Here is a 22,877-nt window from a genome sequence, read left to right as displayed (position 1 = left end):
CTACATCATGCAAAAATTAACTACTACTACTACTATTGAATAGGGATGATTTGTCGTCTAAAGGATTTTAGACGCATAATTATAACATCTGATACTATGTAATCTAAAAGAAATTTGATAATTTTTTGGTACACTTGCAAACCATTAAATTGAAATAATAAAAATATCAAATTCTACTATTTTGCATAAGCAAGGTGAACCTCAAAAAAAGATTCTTTTAATTTAACTTGATATAACTAATAAGGGAAATAAGAATAGAATAGTCTTTTAGCAATCACCAAATTTTTTTTATTCTTGTGGCAAACTTCATTACCGAGCTTCAGATTGAAAAACCAAATAAAAAATCATTGTCCAAAACACTTTTAGTGTTACTTAGATACTAATGCATAAATTGTTGGATTAACCTGTGTATATAGATATATATTAGAAATCTAAAGGACTCAGATGAGTATTTGACATAGTATCACAACGATGCAAGTATTTCAAACGAGCGTAGTCGTGCAACATGATCGTATATATGGGAAACAGCCATTATTTCATCAACGTGGATTCGATTGAGGAAGGTTTTTAGACCTTTTTTAACTGTACACGAGTCTCCAACAAAGGAATATTTTAATCTCTCCTTTACAGCATATTCTTCGAGCGAATCCCATAAATTACTCATATCATCTACAGGTGGCTGTAAAAGAGTATGATTTCTTCGAATCATTCCTAATGCCATCTGCTGTACTGATGTAAACAACCGTTTAGCTTCTTTGTCGCTATCAGCCGCGTATATATTTACTGCAGCCATGACGTATGGACGTTTCAAATATTTTGAGGGCTGGAAATTTTCAAGATATGCATTGACAGCAGATTCGAGATAGGTAGGTGCAAAATGACTTGCAAATGCAAATGGTAACCCCAACTCAGCGGCAAGCCGAGCACTAAACATGCTAGATCCCAACAACCAAACTGGAATATCCAATCCCTCTCCAGGGTTGGCTCTCACTTTTTTGTCAGGCCTTGTTGGGTTAAAATAATCGAGCAATTCCTTCAAATTAGTTGGAAATTCATCTTCGGATTTTTCCAAATTGCCACGTCTTAATGCCATAGCAGTCAATGGGTCTGTGCCGGGTGCACGGCCTAAACCAAGCTCTATCCTCCCAGGGTATAAACACTCTAAAGTTCCAAATTGCTCCGCAACAACTAACGGACTGTGATTTGGAAGCATTATTCCACCAGACCCGACCTTAATCTTACTAGTCCCACCTGCGATAAAACCAATTAGTACAGAAGTGGCAGCACTTGCAATGCCTTTTATGTTATGGTGCTCTGCCAACCAGTACCGAGAATAACCCCAATTTTCTACATGTTGAGCAAGGTCAAGGCTATTTCGCATAGATTGACTTGGTGACCCATCAGTATTTACCATTACCAAATCAAGCACTGAGAAGGGTACTCTATTTTTAGTTATAGGATGTTGCAATAAATGATTACTACAATCCAAAGTTATTATACTTCTTAGTATTCTGCTTATCAGCTACAAACGCAATAGGTTGCAACAAAGAAAATCAAATTCGAGGTAGTGGATATCTTTTGGTTATTTTTAGAAATCAAATATTAAAGAGAAGTAAAAAAAGAGATAATCTTAACAATTCTCAAAATTTTACCTCTAGTATCTAACAAGCAGATCTAGATCGGTTGGGCAAAAGATAGTTGATAACCATCTGGATCACGTATATGAAAATATCGTTCTTTCCAGGGCGCATTAATAGGTTCAAATTCAATTAGAATTAAATTTGAAATGAATTTATTAGTACTAAAATATGCATAGAGATTGTCTACACTATCGGTATAAAAAATAATTCTACCAAAATTTGTTCTGTGGTTCTCATACAGCTTATTAGCATCAGAAAATTTCTTTAACTCCAAGTTTAGAAATGTAACTTTATTATCCTTACCAATCTGATATGATGTAAAAGAGTCATTTGAAGAACCACCGTAAATAATCTGAAAGCCGGGTATGCTAGTATAAAAACTACAAGACTTTTTCATATTCTTTATTGCAAGGGTCACGGCGGAAATCATAATTACATTATTCATGATATTTACCACACACACTACTCGTGAAAAAGCATTTCTTTCAGATGCTATTCATCATGATTGTGATTCTTAATTATAAGTAAATAGTCTGCATTTTAGGAATATTGAAGGTATCTCTGAAACGGGTGTTATCAGGAGCACAGCGTAATTTCTTGTCGGCCCGTTGACTTTGAGATACGCATGTTAGCCTGTTTGCGAATTATTGCCACTAATTCACATTTTATGCACATAACAGCAATATCGTTATCTAAGTATTTAAGTTTTGTCGTAATTCAGGCACAAGAACAAAGATTTTCTAGATAAGTCAGTTTTGACTAAGCCAGATCGCTGTAGAAGATATCAGTGTTTATCTATACTCATCGCCACAGTCTCCTATGACCTCAAATAAATCATTTGATTTTTCACAGACATCCTCTATTTTCGCATAATCATCACGGTCCAAGACAAAATCAAAGACCTGAGAATTACTGTTTATATGGTCTGTAATACCAAGTCTAGCACCTATTAAAACTCCTGCAACGCAAGATTTATCCAAAATATATCTAGTAGCTACATTGGCTATAGTTACCTGGTGTTTTTGCGCTATATCATTTAGATTAGATAACAACTCTTGGAACAGTTTCCAACCACCCCAGCGATCGATCATTTTTTTGTACTTTTGCAAACTTAAGGTATCTAGATCATATCCAGATGGCTCTTGTTCTCTTCCAAGAAATTTTTCAGTTAAAAGTCCTCCACAAAGTGTCCCATATGCAAGAATCTTAATATGGTGTTCCTCGCAAAACGGAACCATTTTTTTCTCAGATCTTCTATCAATTATGGAGTACTGAATTTGGTTGGATAAGATTTGTGTATCTGCATCAAGTATTATTTGTAAATGTTCGGTGTCAAAATTCGTCAATCCTACATGTTTTATCTTTCCTTCATCACGCAAGTCTGAGAGAAAACTAAGTGCATCCATGTAGTATGGATTATCATAGTCCCACCAATGAAATTGCAAGAGATCAAGGGATTCAACCCCCATTCGATCTAATGAACTTTGTATGCTTTCATTAACTATTGACTTTGTAATTTTGCCTGGACGAGGTACCCACTTTGTAAGGGCTTGAACTTTGGAAAGCTCTTCGTTTCCTTTAATCTCAGACAATCTTTTTCGAAAGTGTCCTATAAAATCCTCAGCTGGTCCATATATGTCAGCAAGATCCCAGCTAGTAAATCCAGATTCATGATATCTTAGCATTTCATCAATCGCCTTTGCGTGGTCAATGTATCCATGCCCACCTGCAACTTGCCACATCCCGTTCACCAATCTATTGATTGTAAGGTCAGATGCAAGCTCAAAATGAGAATTATTTTCAACAGGTGAATTATTATTCATTACCTATGGTTATTTTACACTTTACCGGGCCAATATAAGGATGATGGAGTAGAGAAAATAAAATACAATTCAAAAGACAAATAAGAGATAGTAGTTTGATTAGATTCTAAAACTAATGGCAAAATAAATAGATACGTTCGTTTCATTTACAATGAATAAGATTTAAGGGTTTAGACATTTTATCATGATTTAGAAATAACTTTGGTTGGAGATTTAAGAAAAGATAACAAATCTACAAAACTTAAAGATTTTTACGGAAAGGAGCTTGCGATACTGCTTGCAGGCAAAATCTCCAAAGTATACCCATCGTTTCAAAGACAAGATTTCATCAATTCGGTAGATAAAAGGGTAAATGATTTAGAACTAAAGGATCGGATAAAGCTAATTACCGAAAATCTGTATGAGTATCTACCACTCAGATATCCAGATGTAGTAAATATCTTGATTAACATTCTGGGACCACCTAATCCAAATGAGACGGGAATGTTTAGGGAAGGATATTGGATAATGCCGATTTCATTTTATGTAGAAACCTACGGGTTAGACAACTTTGAGACGTCGACCAATGCTATTTATCAAATTACACAGCGCAGCACAGGAGAATATGCTGTTCGTCCGTTCATCGTGAAATATTCAAATAAAATGCTAGCATTGATGTTAAAATGGTCATGCGATTCAAACGTTCATGTAAGAAGATTATCTTCCGAAGGTTTAAGACCAAGGCTTCCTTGGGCTAAAAAGCTTGATCAATTTATCTTAGACCCCAAGCCAATTCTTCCTATACTTGAAAATCTCAAATACGATAAATCACTGTTTGTGAAAAAATCGGTTGCTAATAACATCAATGATATACTAAAAGATAATTATGACATTGGAATTAAATTGCTAAAAAAATGGTCAGAATCTCAGGATGTAAATACTCAATGGATAATCAAACATTCATTGAGAAATGAATTAAAGAGAGGTAATAAGGAGGCCATGGAGATCGTAAAAACAATTACTAAAGCATGAAAAAAACAGAATTTATATCTACTTTTCGATATCAAGAAACACGATAAACACCTCAAAAAGAATCAAGATCAGAATGAAATTTGATGAATTATTGTATCTATAAAAAACAACACGTTAATTTATTTTTTAATTCCATGATATGACTAATTAGATAAAGCGATAGAATTCGTTAAAAAACCATTTTGATTCCTTATTCTTTTTTTTATCCTGATTGAATCATCACAAAAATAGGTAATGCATTGGGGAAACGGCAATTGTGTAAGAGAAGAAGAGCGAACCCATCTCCATACACCTGCCATTAGACAATGGACGATTCACCCATAGAAAATATAGATGCTTTAATTGTTGGATTTGACGTTCTTGCAATGTTTCCTATAATATGATACAATATGGACACAGAATTTTCAATGTACACCTCTAGCAATCATTTCATTTAATTAATGAAATTTGGAGTAAAAAGGTAGGTAGTATGGACATAAAAGCAAACCCCGATATAACATAGATTCTCATCAGCGATTCAGACAAAACATTTAGCCTAATTACAGGAGAAGGATGAATTCTTTGTATAAATACGTTAAATGATTACAGACATCTAAAAATGCATCACAATATAATGTTGTTATGATAGTAACATTCTTAAAAAAGAATACTTCAAATCCTGAAGGAATTTGAACAATTTTTGGCCTCACTTCACGCCTTGAGACAGAGAGAGAGAGCCATTACTTGTTCGTCAATAAATCATCAGGTTTAAATTATAATCAATATTAAGAAATTTGTATTTAGAGATAAAACAACCACCATATCATGACAAATCAAATATCTACAGCACCATTAATGATGAACTCAGATTCGGACTACAATTTCTATCTCTTTTTAATTTTACCCCTACAACTTTTAGTCTATTATTTTTTTGACCGTATTTCTCTGAGTACTGTTTCGTAATCTAAACAGGTTTTTTTCCTCATATAAGGTATCAATTTGTAATGGATCGAATAGTATTTTCCATCTTGAAAGATAATTCCTTTAACCAAAAGAGACACTATGCCTCCAGCCATCTTCGTAATCGGAATATTCTTTTCTGCCGACACTTGGTTTCTTTTATCATGATATTCCCGGGGTGTGAAATAATTCCTGTTAAGTTTTAATACCAGGGGCCAAATTACGTATTCCCACATTAGTCGACGGTTTTCAGTTGAAGTGGCATATTTTCCTTTTCGGGATGAATTGGCTATGCTTGGTGTGTGTTTATGCTTTTCAATTGTCATTTTCGTGGAACGGGATTACAGTATTCTTCACAGGCAATCATACTAGATATTAATCAACAAGTATTATAAAACCATGCATGCATTCAATACTCCTAACTTATTGTTTCTGATTAATGTAGACTGAATTGAAAAGAATCATCCAGGTAGGCAAAACTTAATGGAATCTTTTCTACCATATTACAAAATTTTAAATAAATCTTTTTTTCTTACTCATATCGAATATTTTTTATTGTCATAATAAAATATGTCTATTATTATTGGCAAAATTATTGTTACCTTAGTAGGAATTCATGCATGGAAACCGTTTGTTTAGAATAATTTTTCGTTAATGAAAGTCTTTAGGAATAGACAAAATATTACGTAAAATTCAAAAGAATAATAGCCATAGCAAATTTGAGAACTAAAAATAATGATTCCATTCATAGATGAAAATATTTGAGTTACAACAGACAATTTGATGCTGCATAATTCTCTGAAAAAGCGTGATAAATATTGAAAAGAACAAAATATTGATCAAATACTAACACCACTCTTTTCAATAATCACACCCGATTTAAAAGATGACATTATTAAACCTCCTGAGCATGAAGTTGCGCATGATTCTTGTATCTTAATCGCAGAAGAATTGATACAGGTACAATAATTATCAGCGGAAATATGGTTGCTATATCTGGATCAATAAAGGAAATTGCCATTGAAACCAAGTAGGCAGTAGGTATAATTGCAGTCCTAATATAAGTAAGCTGTATTATAGTAGCATTTAATCGAGTCTCCTTGCCATCTTTTTCTTTTTCATCAGCGATTACGAGCTGTTTTTTCATTGCATGTTTCCACATGAGGAACAGTACAAGTCCCGTCAAGATTTGAATTACCGAATAAAAAATGAATGAATGTTGATTATTATACTCATTCATTAATCTTATCGAAAATGGGATTATTGCGATAAGCATTAGAAATGATAAATTTAACCAGATCATTAAATCAGTAGTACGTCTGATAGGGTTAAAGACTGCATGATAGGTGATCCAATACGTACCTAGTATAACAAAAGTCGTTAAATAAGAAACGAAAGTGGTGGCAATTTCTCCAAATTCCCCACTGCCCAGTAACGTAGTGCCAGTCCCAAGGTGGGGAACTTTAAGTTCAACTGCTAACATAGTAATAGCAACTCCAAATACAGCGTCAGTAAATATCTTGATATGAAACTTGCTTATGCCATATATATTCACCATTTCAGATTGGGTAAAAGAACGAATCCAAGTAACTAAATAACTGTTAGGATTAAAAAGTTAGTTTAATTTTAATAGCTAAAATGTATTAAAGCCAAATCCTTTATTTATTTTCATTACTATCTAATAAGAAAAACAATAAATCAATTTTAATTCCTAAAATAGGACGGGATGATTAATTTACGATATCGTATATCTAGTAAAAAGATAATCCACCAGGATAAGAGTGGAGTTTAAAACGACAAATGTATAAAATACGAAATTGCCAGGTAATTATTGTTTAAAGACATGTTTTCTTCAACAATTAGCAAATTAGATAGAAATTGTGGATAGTATGGTACGATACGATACGTCAAGAGCGTACTAGGGAGAAACAGACTATATCAGTCTTGATAATAATCTGAGATTAAAAAAATGACAAGTCAGCCAAAGCATATAGGAAAAGTTCTAGAAATTCTACCGTCTCCCATGTAACAAATCCATCTGATTGGATCAAAAGATAATAAAAAGCCCGGCTTATTGAAATAACATACATAATATGTCAGAAGTTGACAATACTATAAACATCATATTTGGAAGATGGAAAAGTCAAATACTCTATGCCGGTGCCAAGATCGGCTTATTTGATTACCTTACAACTAATCCCACAGACGTACGCCAAATTGCACAGGATTTAAATCTCAACGAGGCGATGACATATCGTATACTTCGATCAATTGCATCTTTGGGTTATGCGAAAGAAGAAAAAAACAATCGAAAATTTTCCATCACCTCATATGGAGAATTATTAAAAAAGGACCACCCCCAAACCCTTCAAGGAGTATTGCTACTTGAGGAAGGACCAGAACATTATCAAGTATGGAAGCATTTGCCTCAAATGATCAAAGATGGAAAGCAGAACGCTTTCTCCTTAGAATACGGAATTGATCTTTTTGAGTATACTACAAAAAACTCAGAGTATTCAAAGATTTTCAATGACGCAATGAGTAGTTTTTCAGCAGCTCATACGGCCATGGTTTTAGAGGCACTTGATAATTATGACTTTTCCAATATATCTCGTATTTGTGAAATTGGTGGTGGCCAAGGACATCTCTCAAGTCATTTGTATTCAAAGTACAATCATCTGAATGGCACAATACTAGAGTTAACGCCAGTGGTAGAGAATCAAAAATCCTCTTGGATCTATAAAACGGGTTTGCAAGCTCGATGTAATTATGTTGAAGGTAATATGTTTAATCAAGTCCCTTCAGCAGAACTATACATAATGAAAATGATTCTTCATGATTGGAATGATGATGAATGTATCCAAATACTTTCAAACATCCATAAGGCTTCCCCCGACAAAGCCAGAATATTTATTGTTGAACACATAATACCTGATGCAAGCACACCTCACTTCTCCAAATTATTTGACATACACATGATGTGTGTTACTACAGGTAGAGAAAGAACAATACAGGAATTCGATTCAATTTTAAGCAAATCAGGATGGAAGTATATTCAGTCTCACTACCCCAGATCAAAAATGATAGGCATAGTTGAAGCAATAAAAAAAGGATAATCTATTTAAATACCTGTTTCTTTTGGTTGTTACTCCACTTTTGCTCACACATAAAAGTCACTATGGAACGTTCTTACATTTGCAAATAATGTACTATGTCGGCTACAAAATGTGTTTTTAGGTTAGCCATGGAAATAAAATATAACGATCAGTAAATAAGCTTTCAGAATCTGTACTGGGTGACAACCCAAAATAATACAATCTAATTAATTTGAGCACTTGCTCGATACTCTAAATACATATATTGATATACGGATCCGCATGATTTTGATCCATAATTGTTTCCAATAATGAATTTTTGAAATCTGTGAAATCTTAATAACACATATGATCTTTTAACTCCGACCAATATACACAGGAGAGACAGACCATATCATTGATTACAGTATATCGCAAACTTAATAATCTAATGATATCAAGTCTCTGGTATGAAACTAAAATCCAAAAGTAATATCACTTTATCATGGGTGTTCATTGCGGGACTTGTAACACTCTCTGGTTTTGTAGCACTTTCTGCAAAGTACGCACAGGCATTGGATAACAGCATGAATTTCACAGAATCTCTTTATTTGGAAAGGCCGTTTCTAGTAGAAAATTATTATATAGAAGGCGGAAAGCCAGGACTTGAAAATAAAACCAGTTATTCGAATTTCACTGGACAAGGAATTCTTAATGGTACTATAAACATTACTGTTGAGGGCAATGCCTCAGAAACCCTTAGGAACAATGACACTTCATATCTCCAAGGAAAGACTAAATTCTCTACCGATGGCAGTAACACAGTATTATATGATTTTTATGCCATTGGTAAATATAATTCAAACGGTACTTTTAATAGTACCGGTGTAGCGATTTTCGAAGACAAAGCAGTAGGCGAATTCTCTTTTCTTAGCAATTCAATAGCCATTTATAAGGATCAAGTTAACAACAATGGAACGGGGACGTTTCTGATGTGGAAAGTTGGATAGTCTGGCTTATTATTGACTAGACCAGAGAGACGGTTTGAAACGAATAGGATGATTAAACCCATTTACCATGTATGTATTCCTATGCTATTAATTCTGCTCCGTTGACCATTGCCTAACTACACTACTAGTATCCTCGACCATCTAATTTTATTTGAATAAATTAGGATATCCCTCAATGCATGATTTTCTATTTGCTATTTTTCTATTAGCCAAATTGTTCTTTTTATCTCAGGGGTTTGCTTGTCGATACCCGTCATATTACTCAAAAATGAAAACGTTGAACTATTTGTTACCTCATATTGGATAATACCATGAAATAATTCACCCTGGTCATTAATTATTCCAATATCTGAAGAGATCCAACCAATATTGTGTCCGTCCTCGGATGTTATTGTACCTCTTGAAGTACTTTGAATTGTACCATCTGGTAAGTGAGTATTTATAAATGTCATATTATTAGTTACATTGCCCACATTTTTCATAACGGCTTTTTCAATAGCATAGTCTTCAGTTATCAAGGGCGATCCGCTTGACAGATTTTTAGATCCAACAAAAGTTGCTGAGTAGGCTTGATATACAGGTTCAGTTAAATTCAAAGAGTTTGTAACTAAATTATATAGACTCGGATTCGTAGATTCACCAGTTGTGGTTTGTCCTAATGTATGTTCAAAATTGGATAACAACATACTTGCGCCAAACAATGAAACAATGAAGAGAAATAAAGTGGAATACATATATCTAAACCAATAATCAATTAGTATAAAAAAGCTATTGAATCTAATTAACAACCAAGGACAAAAAAGAACCTGCATTACAAGGATTACAAAAACGCCTCGAAGGTAGATAATTATGTTTTTAGTAGTAGAGGTAGTACCCGGTTAAAAAATACCGTAAATAATAACAACATTATATCTCAGTTTAGAGAAGTTATTCGCCTTGATCTCATATTTAATATAGACAGTAAACTTGCAATTACCAGTGCAATTTGCAGAATATACCCACCGACAATTAAGACGATTGCATTGAGTGGATTGGAAAAAGTCATCATCGTATTAACATGTGGCGGAGCAAGACTATTGCCAATAATAACGAAAGCAGCTAGAGGAATACATGCATACAATGCTTTATTGTACCCTTTCCATATCAATACGAATAGAGTTACAAAGGATAATTCCAAAATAATCGCCCTATCAACAAAATTAGGATTTCCAAACGGAATTGCAACTAAACCAGTTGCTATAATGGTGACCAAAATAATTAACGTTATTTGAATATGAGAGATCATTCGTTCTAATTACTTTCTTCGTAAAAAATATAAAAGTATTCTAGTGATTTTCAATTTCGGCATCGCATCCTACAAAAAATCCGATATCTGGGAGACATACCTCTTTTACCAATCATGGTTCAATGAGTTTGGTATTTATTCTCAAGATAAGTAATAAAGTAATCAGGATTGTAACCTTCATTTAGACTGTTATTAAGAAGCACTTTAGGAGCATAAGTAGATCCATATTGATGTATTTTTGATCGCAGCCATTCTCTGATTGAATTAAAATTACCGGTTTTGATATCCTCGTTGTAGTTTTCCAAGTCTTTCTGCATTTTAGAAACAATGATAGCTGAAACTAAATTGCCCAAAGTATACGTAGGAAAATACCCAAAGAGACCGCTGCTCCAATGTGTATCCTGAAGGACTCCCAATGAATCCTTAGGTGGTCTCACACCAAGCAACTGCTCCATCCTATCATTCCAAAATTCAGGAATCTCAGAAACGCTGAGGCTGTCTTCAAATATCCTTTTCTCTATTTCATACCTTATCGCTATATGTAAATTATAAGTAACCTCATCGGCATCAACTCGAATATAATCAGCCCTGACATTATTAAAATAAAAATATAGCTCGTCATCAGTAGTTTGATTTGCAAAATTCACTTTCTTTCTAATTAGTGGAGATATCAATTGAACGAAAGGTAAACTTCTACCCACAATGTTCTCCCAGAACCTTGACTGAGATTCGTGAAGTCCAAGCGATGTTCCTCCCTCAATAGGAGTAAAAGACAATGATTTGTCGCATTGTAAATTATATAAGGCGTGACCAGCCTCATGAATGGTACTAAATATCGACTTTTTGAAATCAACTCCTTCATACCTAGTGGTTATTCGAACATCATCAAGCCCCATAGTTTCAGTGAATGGATGAGTAGAAGTATCCATTCTAAAACGCCTCATATCATATTGCAAAAGATTAAGGATATCATGATTTAATTCGTCCACTTTTTGAATATCATATTCTAATTTCGCAAGATTGCTCTCTTTACAAAACTGGCTTTTTGAATCAACAAGTTTTTTCAAAAGTTTTTGGATACGAGGTGTTAATACACTAAATATTTTATCCAAGTCATCTACTGTAAGCTGCTCTTCGAAGGTATCTAAAAGTGCATTATATGGGTGGTTTTCGTACCCCCATCTTGCTGCTATTTCTTTTTTTATCTCTATCATTTTCTTCAAATGGGGTTCGTACATTTTAAAATCAGATTTTGCCCTAGCCTCTCTCCAAGCCATGTTCCCTCTTATTCTTACCAAGGACTCAGCTTCGGTCAATTCCCTGGGTAACTTGACCTGTTTAGTTATTTCCCTATCGATTACTCTTATTATGCCCATTTCAAGGTCACCAAGATTCTCCTGTTTTTTTGCACTATCGACTAGACCAATAAATTCGCTATTTAGCAGTAAATCTTTATGTAACATGTGAAGTTGAGAATCGGCCACTCCTCTTCCTTCAGTCCCTTCTCGAGGCATAAAAGTTTCAAAATCCCAACTCATCAGGGATACCGCATGCTTTAGCGACCACATGGGTTTATAAGCATCGAGGATCTGATTCATGACTGGATTCTCGCATCTCATTTTGTTATATCTTTTAAGGACTGAACCACATCAGTAAATTAATCCTTTGCTAACCTTTTTGTATCAAATATTTCAATCCACCAGGACATCGAATTGAAACCTATACTCTAAACATAGGGTGTAAAGTAACATGAACTAATATTCAAACATCGAAAAAAAATGCTGTAACTCAAAAGGAAATACTTTATTACCACATTCTTAAAATTGATGATTCACACTTTCGATCTCATAATGTAAAAACTAAGTCTGGTTGCAAAGTCTTGGCCTTGACTTGATTCAGGGATAAATATTTTTGAAAACCTAGTCAGAGAATCTAGTTTTCAAGATCCAAGAAATTAGATTATGCATATAAAATATTATACCGCTCAGCAATCACAAGAAGATAAAAAATAAGAAAATTGATACCCGATAAGGGTTACCACAAACTACTATTTTCCATCTAGTGGTTTATTGTTTTCCTCTAAAATAGCGGATCATATCCTCTTACATAGATGGTATAATGGTCAACAGCCTTTACTTCCTCAGGCATTGCATAAAGTCCAAATCCGGTGAATAGATCTACTGAAAATGGTGAATTGTCAGCCGGCGGAAGCGATTCTACTAACGGTCTTCCTTCTGCAATCCCAAGGAAAGAATCATCCTTGTCGAAAAGCACTGCATAAATAGTAATGTAAGATTGTTGACTTGTAGAGTTATTTGTGATGGTCCCCGTTATCTGATTTGATTCTGCTCGGAATCTAAGGTCAGTAATGGTAAAATTTTCACTCTTGCCTATGGTAGCCTCAGGCGTAGTTTCACCAGTAGTAGTAGCAGTAGTATTCATAGTTTGATTCAATGAAGTATCAATGTCTGCAGATGTTCCAGAATCAAGTGATTGTTGGCCATATGCAAGAGGTGTGGTTAGAATCAAACCAAGAGTAGCGAGTATTATAGAAAAGATTTCTTTCATAATCCTCTCTAATTTGAAGAAGCTAATTAAATTTTCTCTGTGTATGGTTTGTATAAAAATACGAAAATAATAGAGTTAATCAAATTACATTTTGGTACCACCTTTCAAATTAATGGCATATGGATTTTTAATAAAATAACCAGTTGCACAATCTCATCGATTAAATTCGCTAGCTTGTTAGAAAGTTAGGTGACAGATTAAGAGACGGAACAAGATACAATAATATTACAATCTGAAAATCATGATCAGTTAGTAATAGATATGAATTTCTTAATTAATAGTGATTAACAGCAGATAGAAAGTCGGGAATATTTGCAATACCAAAAATGAAATCACAGAGTAAAGGAATGATTTTAGTCCTCCTATTTATGGTAGAAAAGTATCAGCAACATTAGCCAAAATATTCACTCTTTTTATAGGTAGTCACCCTATGTACCAAAATATCTAGAACTATAGTAGAACAACTAATAAGCAGGATTATTTTAAAATAGCATACTTGAATTTGAAATCTTATTCAGAAAGATCGACATTAGTAACTATACTATCCTTTTTTACTTTAACCACTTTATTGATACTAATAACAGTACCATATAATGATTTTTCAATTTCTGCAAACAATACTCTTATCAACCTAACAGACTTTAATTTGAATAATCTAACCACTAGTAATAATAACAATCTATTAATCCTAAAGATACTAGCCTACAGTTTAGAAAGTAAACTTCAAGGAGCAGCCTCCATGTTAGAATTTGCAAGTAACATGCCTGAAATGAAATCTATGCCCAATACCAAGTTATTAAATACAACTATGGATTCACTTCACGGCATCCCATCTGATTCAGACATACAAAAAAGAATAATTGCACAGAAAGTAATCTCTTATTATCCAGTAATTGCAGGAATATCGTTCATTCTTCCCAATGGTGACACATACTTTATGGAGCCTTATTCCTTACAAAGTAACCAAACAAAGAATAATCTTGGGTTCCGCGAATATTTCAAAGGGGCAAGAGCTTCTAATGATACATATCTGGGAGACATAATAACCTCTACTTCTTCTGGCCTAAAGCGGGCGATCATAGCAGTTCCAGTTTTTGCAAATAGCGATAGTAATTTTAATGAAGGAAGCAATTTGACAGGAATCATAGCAGGTTCTATCAATCTAGACATGCTAAATAAAGAACTTCAGTCCTATAATATACCTCAAGGTCAACGAGTGGTGCTTGTTGATTCTAATGATACAAAGATAGCAGATTCTGAAATAAGGAATTTTGTAGACGACAACGAATCATTTTCCAATTTAAAGAGCTATCGGAATGCCATAGAGGGAAAGTCTGGCTCTCTCCTTGAGAAGGTAAACCAAGAAATGATGCTTGTTTCGTACTATCCTATGGATACTCTTCAAAACAGATGGGCAATTCTCTTGATGCATCCTATTGGGAATAGCAGTAATAACTTTATCGGCGATAATTAGTCTTTAACCTTATTACCCTGTATGTAAATATAAAGACTATTTCGATGTAAGTATACAGCATGTAAAGTATAGGCATTAACAACCATAATAATCATCGAACATGATCGATATCCCCATACATTAATTTCACTGTTGGAACTTGCAATTAAATTCACTTTACCTGATTACAATATCAAAATAGAAATAACAGTCAATTGAATGAAGTAAATCTTAATGTAAGGATCGACACGAGGGGATTACTATTTATTTTATCATATATGAATATGCTCTATAAACTTTATTCGACAATATCTATTGCTAATAACATCCTAATTATCAATTTTTTTGTTTGTTGGGCGGTTTTTATTCTATTTCAGTTAAACTTTGAATTCAGAGAGGAAGTATATGTAGGAAGATGTAGGATTTTGCAAAAAAACTCTTGAACTGATGTTTCAAAGAATCTGATCATGGTGTACAATATAACAAATTAGGTCTATGGCAAATTAATTCTCTGATAAGTTCTCATTCTTAGCCGAAATTTTGAAATAACCAAAAAAAAATAATTCCTCTCCTATTACAAGTACAACAAACAAACCAAAATGAGTACTATCGACTCCATAAGCTGCGGACAATTAGAAATCAACCAATTTATCCCCATTCATAGTCGTTATCCAACAAAGAAGACAAACTAGCAACCCGTAAGACCGCCTATTAGTCACCATTGTGATCCATTTATAGTAAATCACTAGAAAATTCTGCCCCAGCATGACAACTAGAATATGATTTGATGATATTGGGGATAACTGAATTTTTGAACACAAAAATATCAATAAAAGTTTTTTCTACTGGGTAGTTATTTTGTAAGTTAAAATGAGATTAATGCTAAATATTAAGATTTTTGGATTAGCGTTTGTGTTATCAACTTTGCTGGTATTAAATCAAAGTCAGTATATAGATGTCTTGGGTCAACAGAACATAAAACAATTTGATATGATATTGCTTAATCAACAGTATTATAACAACCCTTTTGTTGATCAGCTTGTTGGCGAGATCTTAAATAATGGAACTCACACTGCAAAATCAGTTGAAATATCTGCGCTTTTTTACAATGATAGTGGAATTGTAGGACACGAATCAAGTGGTACAGATCCTACTACTATTAGCGCTGGTGATAAATCTACATTTACTTTACAAATAGACGATGAGGTTATTAGGAGCGAAGCTGAGGGCTATGAATTTACCCTGAAGTGGAAGGATGAACAATCAACAGACTATTTTCTAAGAATTTCTGGAGGGGAAATAGCAGAGAGTGTTGGTCGAGATGATGGCGATGATAGTAGTGGTGGTGGAGGAGGAGATGATGGCGATGATAGTAGTGGTGGTGGAGGAGGAGATGATGGCGATGAGGAATAGAAGGTAAAAGAGCCTACCCATCATTGCGAAATAATTTAATTAAAAGGCCCATTGATTTATGGCTATCAATTTAGATATATAGTTGCAGAGAATAATGCTTTATTGGATTAGAAGATAGGGTAGAGAATCATTACAAAACATTGTAAAGTAAATTTAACATCTCAAGAGTATTTATGAAGGCACTATATAGTAATTGCAAATTCTTTAGCAATTCAAATTGGCAAAAAGGCACGTCGTTACAAGATTCTTTAACAAATATTTTTATCAGATGAAAAATATTATGTAACGTCTAACAGCATTTTGTTAAATTCTGATAGAGAGATAGATGGAAATAATAGGAAGATAGACGTAGAGAATCACAGCCTTACGTTAGACGTTAATAAAAATTTATACTCATCTAACCAAATTCAACACTCGACTGAACCGAAAAGATTGTTGCAAGTAGATACTAGGATTATTGATAATCCCGTAGATGTATATTCAACCATTTTAGGCATAGTGAGCAAAAGCGATAATGGAATATCGAATTGTTCTACCATAGGTGGTTTAAAGATGATTTACGAAAACAAGGATCTCTTTAATGCTTATGTAGACCTTCTATCAAAATACAAAGAAGGAAAGGCAAAAGGGGCTGTTCGATGGATAACACATATTGATAAGAATAATGAGCAGATAGACCTCATAAATAAATTTCTAAACATCGGTATAGAAATAAGACATGTAAATAATCTACCACCCATGAGTTTTGCAGTATCTGATAAGCAGTTTCAAGGCACGATTGAAAAAATGGACCAGGGTAAAATGTTTGACAACATCTTGTACAGCACAGAACCCCTGTATATCAAACATTTTCAATTATTCTTTGAGGAAATGTGGAGAAGCGGCGTAGATGCAAAACAAAGAGTAGACCAGATAGTAATGGGTGTTGAAGACGAATATACGAAGGTATTTGAAAACCAACTTCAAATAAAAAATATTTTTCTAGAAGTACTTGAAAATGCTCAAGAAGAAATACTGATCATTTTTCCTTCTTTAAATTCTGTAAAAAGACAAGCTGAAATCGGCCTATTTAATTTATTTAAACTCAAAAATCAACCTAATTTCCAAATTAGAATTCTTTGTCCTTTTGTGGATGTACTCAAAGAAATACTCCTGTTAGAATACTCAAAAGAAAAAGTTAACAGTATTGCAAATATTGCTATAAGAGAGATTGTAAGACAACAAAGCATCAGTTCAATCGTCTTGATTACAGACAGAAAAAACTTGATAACAATTGAAGTTAAAGATGATACCAAAGAAAAATTTGAAGGTGCTATTGGTTTTACAACATTTTCAACAAGCAAACCCACAGTAAATTCATATCTATCAATTTTTGAAACTCTTTGGGCACAAACCGAAATCTCCGATAGCCTAAGAATTGCTAATGAAAAATTAGTAGAAAGTGAAGAAATGGAAAGAGAATTTATCAATACGGCAGCACATGAACTAAGAACTCCAACCCAAGCAATAATGGGATATGCGGAATTAGATGCAGAGGTTTTTGGTGATCTTTTAGAAAATCCAAAGATAAAATCAGATAATCAATTAAATCGAACCATTACTCATCTACAAAAACATTTTGAAATCATTTCTAGAAATTCTGCACGATTAGACGACCTCATAAGCAAACTTCTAGATGTTTCAAGAATTGAATCTAATCTATATAATAGTCTGTCGCTACATAAGGAAGGACTGGATTTAGTTAAAGAGATCAAGGAATCGATTAATATCGAATTAAATCAAAAAATAAGGGATAAAAACATCAATATCATCCTCATCAGCGATGGTATTGATGGGCAGATGATAGTAAATGCGGACAAATCTCGATTGCATCAAATCGTCATTAATATTGTGGGAAATGCAATAAAGTTCTCAAATCGAAATGATAAAATAGATATCACAATTAGAGAAAAAAGTTTGGGTCAGAAAAATACATGTGAAGAAAATAAAAATATCTTTGTAAAAGTATCCGATAGTGGTAAAGGCATTTCTCCACATGTATTGCCAAAGCTATTTGAAAAATTCGTTTCTGATTCTGATATCGGCACGGGACTAGGACTTTACATTTCCAAGAATCTTGTTGAGGCTCACGGTGGTAAGATATGGGCATATAATAATTTGGGCAGACCTGGCTCTACTTTTGTATTCAGTTTACCAAAGTTGATTTAACACATAAGATGAGAACCTTACAAAATAGGATTTAGATCGTTACTATATATGCATAACTATATTACTTCTATATTTGAATGGATCTTCTACAGTGTAAAAATTACTTCTTAAACATTACGAATTACGTCAAGATAAAGACAAGTGATATAAATCAAAATTCTTGAAATAGACTCACAAAAGTTATCATTCAAAATTAGAGAATTGTGCAATATTAGAAAGGTTCCTTATCTACATGAACTAGAGTATAAGAGAACGAATGATTGACTGATGTATGGATCTCGATCAGGTGGAAAATATCTATGTATCATTAAATCTATCTACCGATAAGTTCGGTAGAGACAATATATACTAGTGTATGAGATTTTCGGTCAAGGTCATGACTAAACCAAGTAACAGTATTTTGTTTCCCTAAATCATATAATGCAAATTACAATGCGGCATTCTAGTGGCACTAAAACCCAGAAATTCAGAAAGAATTTTGGAAGTTAATGAGCACGATTTGTATGTCTAGAATAAAAATAAAATCATATATCCAGCTAAGCGGGGAAAACAGGAACATGTTCTAATTTATACGGTTATAGACCAGTCTATTTACAGAATAATTACGATCAAGATCTCTGGAAACTTCATTCATCCATAGGTATCAAAATGGTACAATAATTAGTTACCCGGGGTCTTTTTAGAATGTGTCAAGTGCTTCTTTACTGAATCGAGAACCACATGCATAAGGCATTCTTGCAAATCGACGTGATACGGATACCCAAATGATCACATCTTTTATAGTATGATATATAATAATTTATATCTTCTAGACTTGACACAAGGGCCGGGAAGATAAAAAATATATGCATAAGAATAGAGGCGTTAGCTATGTACTCTTCTAAACATATTGCCTCTATTCTAATCTCGCTCAACTAAGTCGTAGAATATTTCTTTCCCATTAACACGACCACTTTGCTCTTCTCCTTCTGCTCTAGCTCGCTAACTAAAAGTTAATGACCAACATTATTACTAACATGACATGATTGGAACACGCATATCTACAAAAAATATAATTGTCAGTAAGAACCATATACCAGGAAAGAATAAACGAGAAGAGTTATTTCATTATACATCCAATGATCAACCAAGAAATAAATTACCTAATTATAGAAACTGTTGTCTTAATAGATAACACAACTAAAAGAAAATAAAATAAAATAAAATTGTAACCAAGAATAACACCTTCAAGCGATGACAACAGTATTGTTAGATAAATGTTTCAGCCTACTCTTAAAATAGAAAACACAAGTTACAATGCAATACAGCAGCATTATATGGGAAGGAAATTCTAGAAAATCGGAGTATAATTATATAGTCAATAGAATAATAATTTAAAAGGAAAATCAATCGGATATCTGCTATATAAAATATATCTTCTCAAGAATGTGAAGGCGTGACGTATCCAAGAAATAGTTCACCCTTACTGCATCTAAATTTGGTTAGTTTTTATATTCTATAAAAATCAAATGAGAGATTTTTGGCAAATTCTAGCGCCGATCATAAATAAATATGGTGACAAAAAAACAGATAATTTTTCGAGAAACAACAGATTAAGAAAAACTGAAATGCGCTTTCTGTGAAAGATAAGTCTCATAATCTTGATATCTTGTTTGCAAAAACGTTTTGCATGTGACCTGATTGTAAGGGTATCAAAAATGTTTATGCGTAGAAGCATGGCGAAATAGTGTATTACGAGATTTACATAGTTAAGGTTAAATAAATTTAAATAGTAAAGACTTTAGTGTCTCTAAAAGATGCAAATCCATCATCATCTTCATCGCATTCGATAGTAATAGTAGATGACGAAATGGAGTTGGCTTCTTTATTTAAGACATTTTTGACAAATGTGGGTTACGATGCAATATCTTTCTCTGATCCTTTATTAGCATTAGAATATTTTAAAGAAACACCAGATAACCATTCAATATTAATTACCGATATGCGTATGCCAGGAATTTGTGGAATAGAATTGGCAAGAAAAATTAGAGAAGAAAATGATAAAATCAAGATATTCTTAATGACAGCCTTTGATATTGTTGACTTGAAAAATCATCCCGATTACAATGCGGCCAAGATTGACAGGCTACTTCAAAAACCCGTTCGTTTTTCAGAACTACGAGAAATGATCAATAACGAATTGAAGAATTAATCCTGTAAAGTTGGTTTGTAAATCCTTGAAGGTTTTGCAGGATTGCGAAGGTTATGGTTCGTGGGAATAGATCTAAATACCATACCAAAGTAAAAAATAACGTTCTAAAAGATTTGTCAGAGCCGGTTTATCTGATTACTTATTTGTTCTGAAATAGCGTTAAAATCAGTACTGGCAGGTCTAATAAAGCTAGTTAAATTAGTATAGAACGTTTGATTTAAAAGATGAACCCAGATAAGTAGATTTTAAACCACGGACTTCCAAACATAAGTTAATAAAACAAGAATAAATCAAAATATCGCTTGATCATCTCGGTCATAGTCTTGCTTTAAACAGATTGCAAAACCCACATGACCGCAATCATCAGTATTACAGGTCACACAATATGGCATACCTTCCCTATAAGCTACAATTACATTATTTAAAATGCTCTTGTCAAACAAAATGACATATTTATTATCAAAATAGTCTTTAACTATTATCAAAGTATTTTCAGAATTTGTATCTTTGTTTGCCAGCCATTTCATAAACTCCATGGTACCAGCATCAAGAGTATCCAATTCGGAATTTTTATCAGACATTCGGGATATTGTCATTTAATCATACAGGTATCTTATAAACTCGCTGTCAAATCGTTTTTGACCATTTCAATTGTGTTGTTCATTCTTTATCAGTGTCATCATCCAAATAAAATTTTGAGGTTATCAACAGGTCAGCATTTTCATTCATTTTCGGGTGTCAAGCACACATACATATACGTCCATCTACTTATTAGGTTGATTTTGGAGGATGTTCGTCGTCTTTATTTGATTTGGTAGGCGTTTTTGTTGTAGAAGTGCCATCAGTAGAATCAGAAGAAAACTTGACAAGCTTTCCCAATTTTAGAAAATAAGGAGTCAAAAATGTAGTAAGAATGGTTACTACACCTAATACGGGAAAAACCGAATTGGAAATAGCTCCAACGTCCTGTCCAGCTTTGACTACAACCAAAGATAATTCCCCCCTTGCAGCAGATATCCCTATTCCTGTTCTAACAGCTGTAGTCGATCCATATTTGGCCAATGATAGCATGCCACTCACTATGCCAAATTTTGAAACAATTGATACGGCGACAAGAATTATTGCAGGTATCAGAAAGGCAGGTACCAGGGATATATCCATAAGTGCGCCTATGGAAATAAAAAACAACGCAGCAAACATGTCTCTTAGCGGTGTAGTAATTACACGGGCAACAGACGCGCTTTTTGCCTCAGCTATAAGCACACCAGCCAAGAAGGCACCTGTTGCAACTGACAGTCCAATAGATTGTGCTAAAAAGGATAAAAAGAAAGCCAGGCCCAAAATTGAGATCAGTATCATTGCGTAATCATTGACTTTACTTAACCTATCAACCAATTTAGGAACGATTCTTGAACCAATTACTAGAGTGCCGCCTATAAATGCACCAACAATTAAAATTGATGTTACGACATTTACAATAGATACATCACCTTCTTGTGCAGCTACTGATTGTAATATACCTAAAATTGTGATTGCAAGAATGTCTTCGACTATTGATATACCAAGTAGTAAAGTTGTAGATTGATCTCTTATCATATTCAGCTCTTCTAATATTTTTATTGTAACTGCAGTACTTGTGATAGACAACGCTAGCGCAATGAATAAAGAATCAAAATAGGAGAATCCTAGAATCTGTGCAACAATGAATGTAAACAAAAGTGTTCCCAAAGTTTCTGCTACGGCTACAATCGCAGAAATTCGTCCAACAGATCTTAATCGTTTGATCGGAAAATCAGTTCCAATTACAAATAACAGCATTATTATGCCAAGCTCTGCAAAGGCATTTAGAGTATCAATATTGAATATAAGTGAGAAAGGAGGAGTATACGGGCCAATAATCATACCTGCAATAATATATCCAATAACTGCAGATTGTTTTAGTTTGTAGGTAATAAACAGCATTACTGTAGCAACTATCATAATTACAGCAAAATCCTGCACAAGCAATTCTAGCGGAGAACTAGTTAGTGGAGTACCTGATGATGTTGAAGATGTCGAAGAATTAGCAAAGGGAATTAGCCCTAACACAGAGAATCCATTCTCAGCTCCCAAGGAACTAGTTAAGAAAATTACGCTTAAGATGGCAACAAATAACAAAACATACCTAGCATCCCTCACCCCTAATTATAATTTTCACCACGTTTATTAAATTTTTACAAAATATTAGATATGGGTTTATTCCATATGTAATTCATTACATCA

18 protein-coding genes are annotated in these 22,877 nt (G+C 33.6%); 7 read left to right on the top strand and 11 right to left on the bottom strand.

The annotated features are described in order from the left end of the window. Positions 1 to 463: 463 nt before the first annotated feature. The 3 genes from NFRAN_RS10855 to NFRAN_RS10845 all read right to left on the bottom strand — a co-directional run bounded on the left by NFRAN_RS10855 (position 464) and on the right by NFRAN_RS10845 (position 3,463). The gene (locus NFRAN_RS10855; RefSeq protein WP_197731181.1) at positions 464 to 1,468 is read right to left on the bottom strand and encodes an LLM class flavin-dependent oxidoreductase; all 1,005 of its coding nucleotides are present in this window, start codon (positions 1,466 to 1,468) and stop codon (positions 464 to 466) included. A 206-nt stretch (positions 1,469 to 1,674) separates the two neighbouring features. Next, positions 1,675 to 2,085 carry a VOC family protein gene (locus NFRAN_RS10850; protein ID WP_197731180.1) on the bottom strand — a complete coding sequence of 137 codons (411 nt, stop codon included), beginning with the start codon at positions 2,083 to 2,085 and terminating at the stop codon, positions 1,675 to 1,677. A gap of 346 nt (positions 2,086 to 2,431) precedes the next feature. Then, complete coding sequence (locus NFRAN_RS10845; RefSeq protein ID WP_134485008.1) at positions 2,432 to 3,463, bottom strand: aldo/keto reductase; 1,032 nt, start codon at positions 3,461 to 3,463, stop codon at positions 2,432 to 2,434. A 201-nt stretch (positions 3,464 to 3,664) separates the two neighbouring features. Here NFRAN_RS10845 and NFRAN_RS10840 point away from each other — a divergent pair, with 201 nt between their 5' ends. Beyond that, complete coding sequence (locus NFRAN_RS10840; RefSeq protein WP_134485007.1) at positions 3,665 to 4,474, top strand: 3-methyladenine DNA glycosylase; 810 nt, start codon at positions 3,665 to 3,667, stop codon at positions 4,472 to 4,474. A 902-nt stretch (positions 4,475 to 5,376) separates the two neighbouring features. Here the strand turns inward: NFRAN_RS10840 and NFRAN_RS10835 are convergent. Continuing rightward, a complete protein-coding gene (locus NFRAN_RS10835) occupies positions 5,377 to 5,739 on the bottom strand; it encodes a hypothetical protein (protein WP_134485006.1) in 363 nt (120 codons plus the stop codon). A 569-nt stretch (positions 5,740 to 6,308) separates the two neighbouring features. Then, positions 6,309 to 6,971, bottom strand: coding sequence for a TMEM175 family protein (locus tag NFRAN_RS10830; protein ID WP_134485005.1), 663 nt, complete (start codon positions 6,969 to 6,971; stop codon positions 6,309 to 6,311). A 535-nt stretch (positions 6,972 to 7,506) separates the two neighbouring features. Here NFRAN_RS10830 and NFRAN_RS10825 point away from each other — a divergent pair. Both NFRAN_RS10825 and NFRAN_RS10820 read left to right on the top strand, forming a co-directional pair. After that, a complete protein-coding gene (locus NFRAN_RS10825) occupies positions 7,507 to 8,529 on the top strand; it encodes a methyltransferase (protein WP_134485004.1) in 1,023 nt (340 codons plus the stop codon). Positions 8,530 to 8,957: 428 nt separating this feature from the next. Continuing rightward, the gene (locus tag NFRAN_RS10820) at positions 8,958 to 9,497 is read left to right on the top strand and encodes a hypothetical protein (protein ID WP_134485003.1); all 540 of its coding nucleotides are present in this window, start codon (positions 8,958 to 8,960) and stop codon (positions 9,495 to 9,497) included. Between the two features lie 194 nt (positions 9,498 to 9,691). Here NFRAN_RS10820 and NFRAN_RS10815 read toward each other — a convergent pair whose 3' ends face one another. The 4 genes from NFRAN_RS10815 to NFRAN_RS10800 all read right to left on the bottom strand — a co-directional run bounded on the left by NFRAN_RS10815 (position 9,692) and on the right by NFRAN_RS10800 (position 13,350). After that, positions 9,692 to 10,183, bottom strand: coding sequence for a hypothetical protein (locus NFRAN_RS10815; RefSeq protein WP_134485002.1), 492 nt, complete (start codon positions 10,181 to 10,183; stop codon positions 9,692 to 9,694). Between the two features lie 227 nt (positions 10,184 to 10,410). Next, a complete protein-coding gene (locus NFRAN_RS13970) occupies positions 10,411 to 10,782 on the bottom strand; it encodes a hypothetical protein (protein WP_172602307.1) in 372 nt (123 codons plus the stop codon). Between the two features lie 119 nt (positions 10,783 to 10,901). Next, positions 10,902 to 12,380 carry a carboxypeptidase M32 gene (locus NFRAN_RS10805; protein WP_232038000.1) on the bottom strand — a complete coding sequence of 493 codons (1,479 nt, stop codon included), beginning with the start codon at positions 12,378 to 12,380 and terminating at the stop codon, positions 10,902 to 10,904. Positions 12,381 to 12,861: 481 nt separating this feature from the next. Next, positions 12,862 to 13,350, bottom strand: a complete 489-nt coding sequence (locus NFRAN_RS10800; protein ID WP_134484999.1) for an FxLYD domain-containing protein — start codon at positions 13,348 to 13,350, stop codon at positions 12,862 to 12,864. 502 nt (positions 13,351 to 13,852) lie between these two features. On the opposite strand from NFRAN_RS10800, the gene NFRAN_RS10795 reads away from it, so the two are divergent. The 4 genes from NFRAN_RS10795 (at position 13,853) to NFRAN_RS10780 (ending at position 20,615) form a co-directional block, all read left to right on the top strand. Next, the gene (locus tag NFRAN_RS10795) at positions 13,853 to 14,824 is read left to right on the top strand and encodes a cache domain-containing protein (protein WP_172602306.1); all 972 of its coding nucleotides are present in this window, start codon (positions 13,853 to 13,855) and stop codon (positions 14,822 to 14,824) included. An 858-nt stretch (positions 14,825 to 15,682) separates the two neighbouring features. Beyond that, positions 15,683 to 16,216 (top strand): hypothetical protein, encoded by a 534-nt coding sequence (locus NFRAN_RS10790; protein WP_134484997.1) that lies wholly within the window; start codon positions 15,683 to 15,685, stop codon positions 16,214 to 16,216. Between the two features lie 300 nt (positions 16,217 to 16,516). Beyond that, positions 16,517 to 18,424: a sensor histidine kinase gene (locus NFRAN_RS10785; protein ID WP_134484996.1), complete on the top strand. Its 1,908-nt coding sequence runs from the start codon at positions 16,517 to 16,519 to the stop codon at positions 18,422 to 18,424. Positions 18,425 to 20,207: 1,783 nt separating this feature from the next. After that, positions 20,208 to 20,615: a response regulator gene (locus NFRAN_RS10780; protein WP_134484995.1), complete on the top strand. Its 408-nt coding sequence runs from the start codon at positions 20,208 to 20,210 to the stop codon at positions 20,613 to 20,615. A gap of 290 nt (positions 20,616 to 20,905) precedes the next feature. On the opposite strand, the gene NFRAN_RS10775 is transcribed toward NFRAN_RS10780, so the two are convergent. Continuing rightward, positions 20,906 to 21,196: a hypothetical protein gene (locus NFRAN_RS10775; protein ID WP_134484994.1), complete on the bottom strand. Its 291-nt coding sequence runs from the start codon at positions 21,194 to 21,196 to the stop codon at positions 20,906 to 20,908. Between the two features lie 190 nt (positions 21,197 to 21,386). Continuing rightward, entirely contained in the window at positions 21,387 to 22,793 is a 1,407-nt protein-coding gene (locus tag NFRAN_RS10770; RefSeq protein WP_232037999.1) for a cation:proton antiporter, read from the bottom strand. Between the last annotated feature and the right edge of the window lie 84 nt (positions 22,794 to 22,877).

The sequence above is a fragment of the Candidatus Nitrosocosmicus franklandus genome (genome assembly GCF_900696045.1).
In the GTDB taxonomy this organism is placed as follows: domain Archaea; phylum Thermoproteota; class Nitrososphaeria; order Nitrososphaerales; family Nitrososphaeraceae; genus Nitrosocosmicus; species Nitrosocosmicus franklandus_A.
The sequence above is the reverse complement of the archived record's forward strand: the minus strand, read 5'-3'. Positions and strand labels throughout refer to the sequence as shown.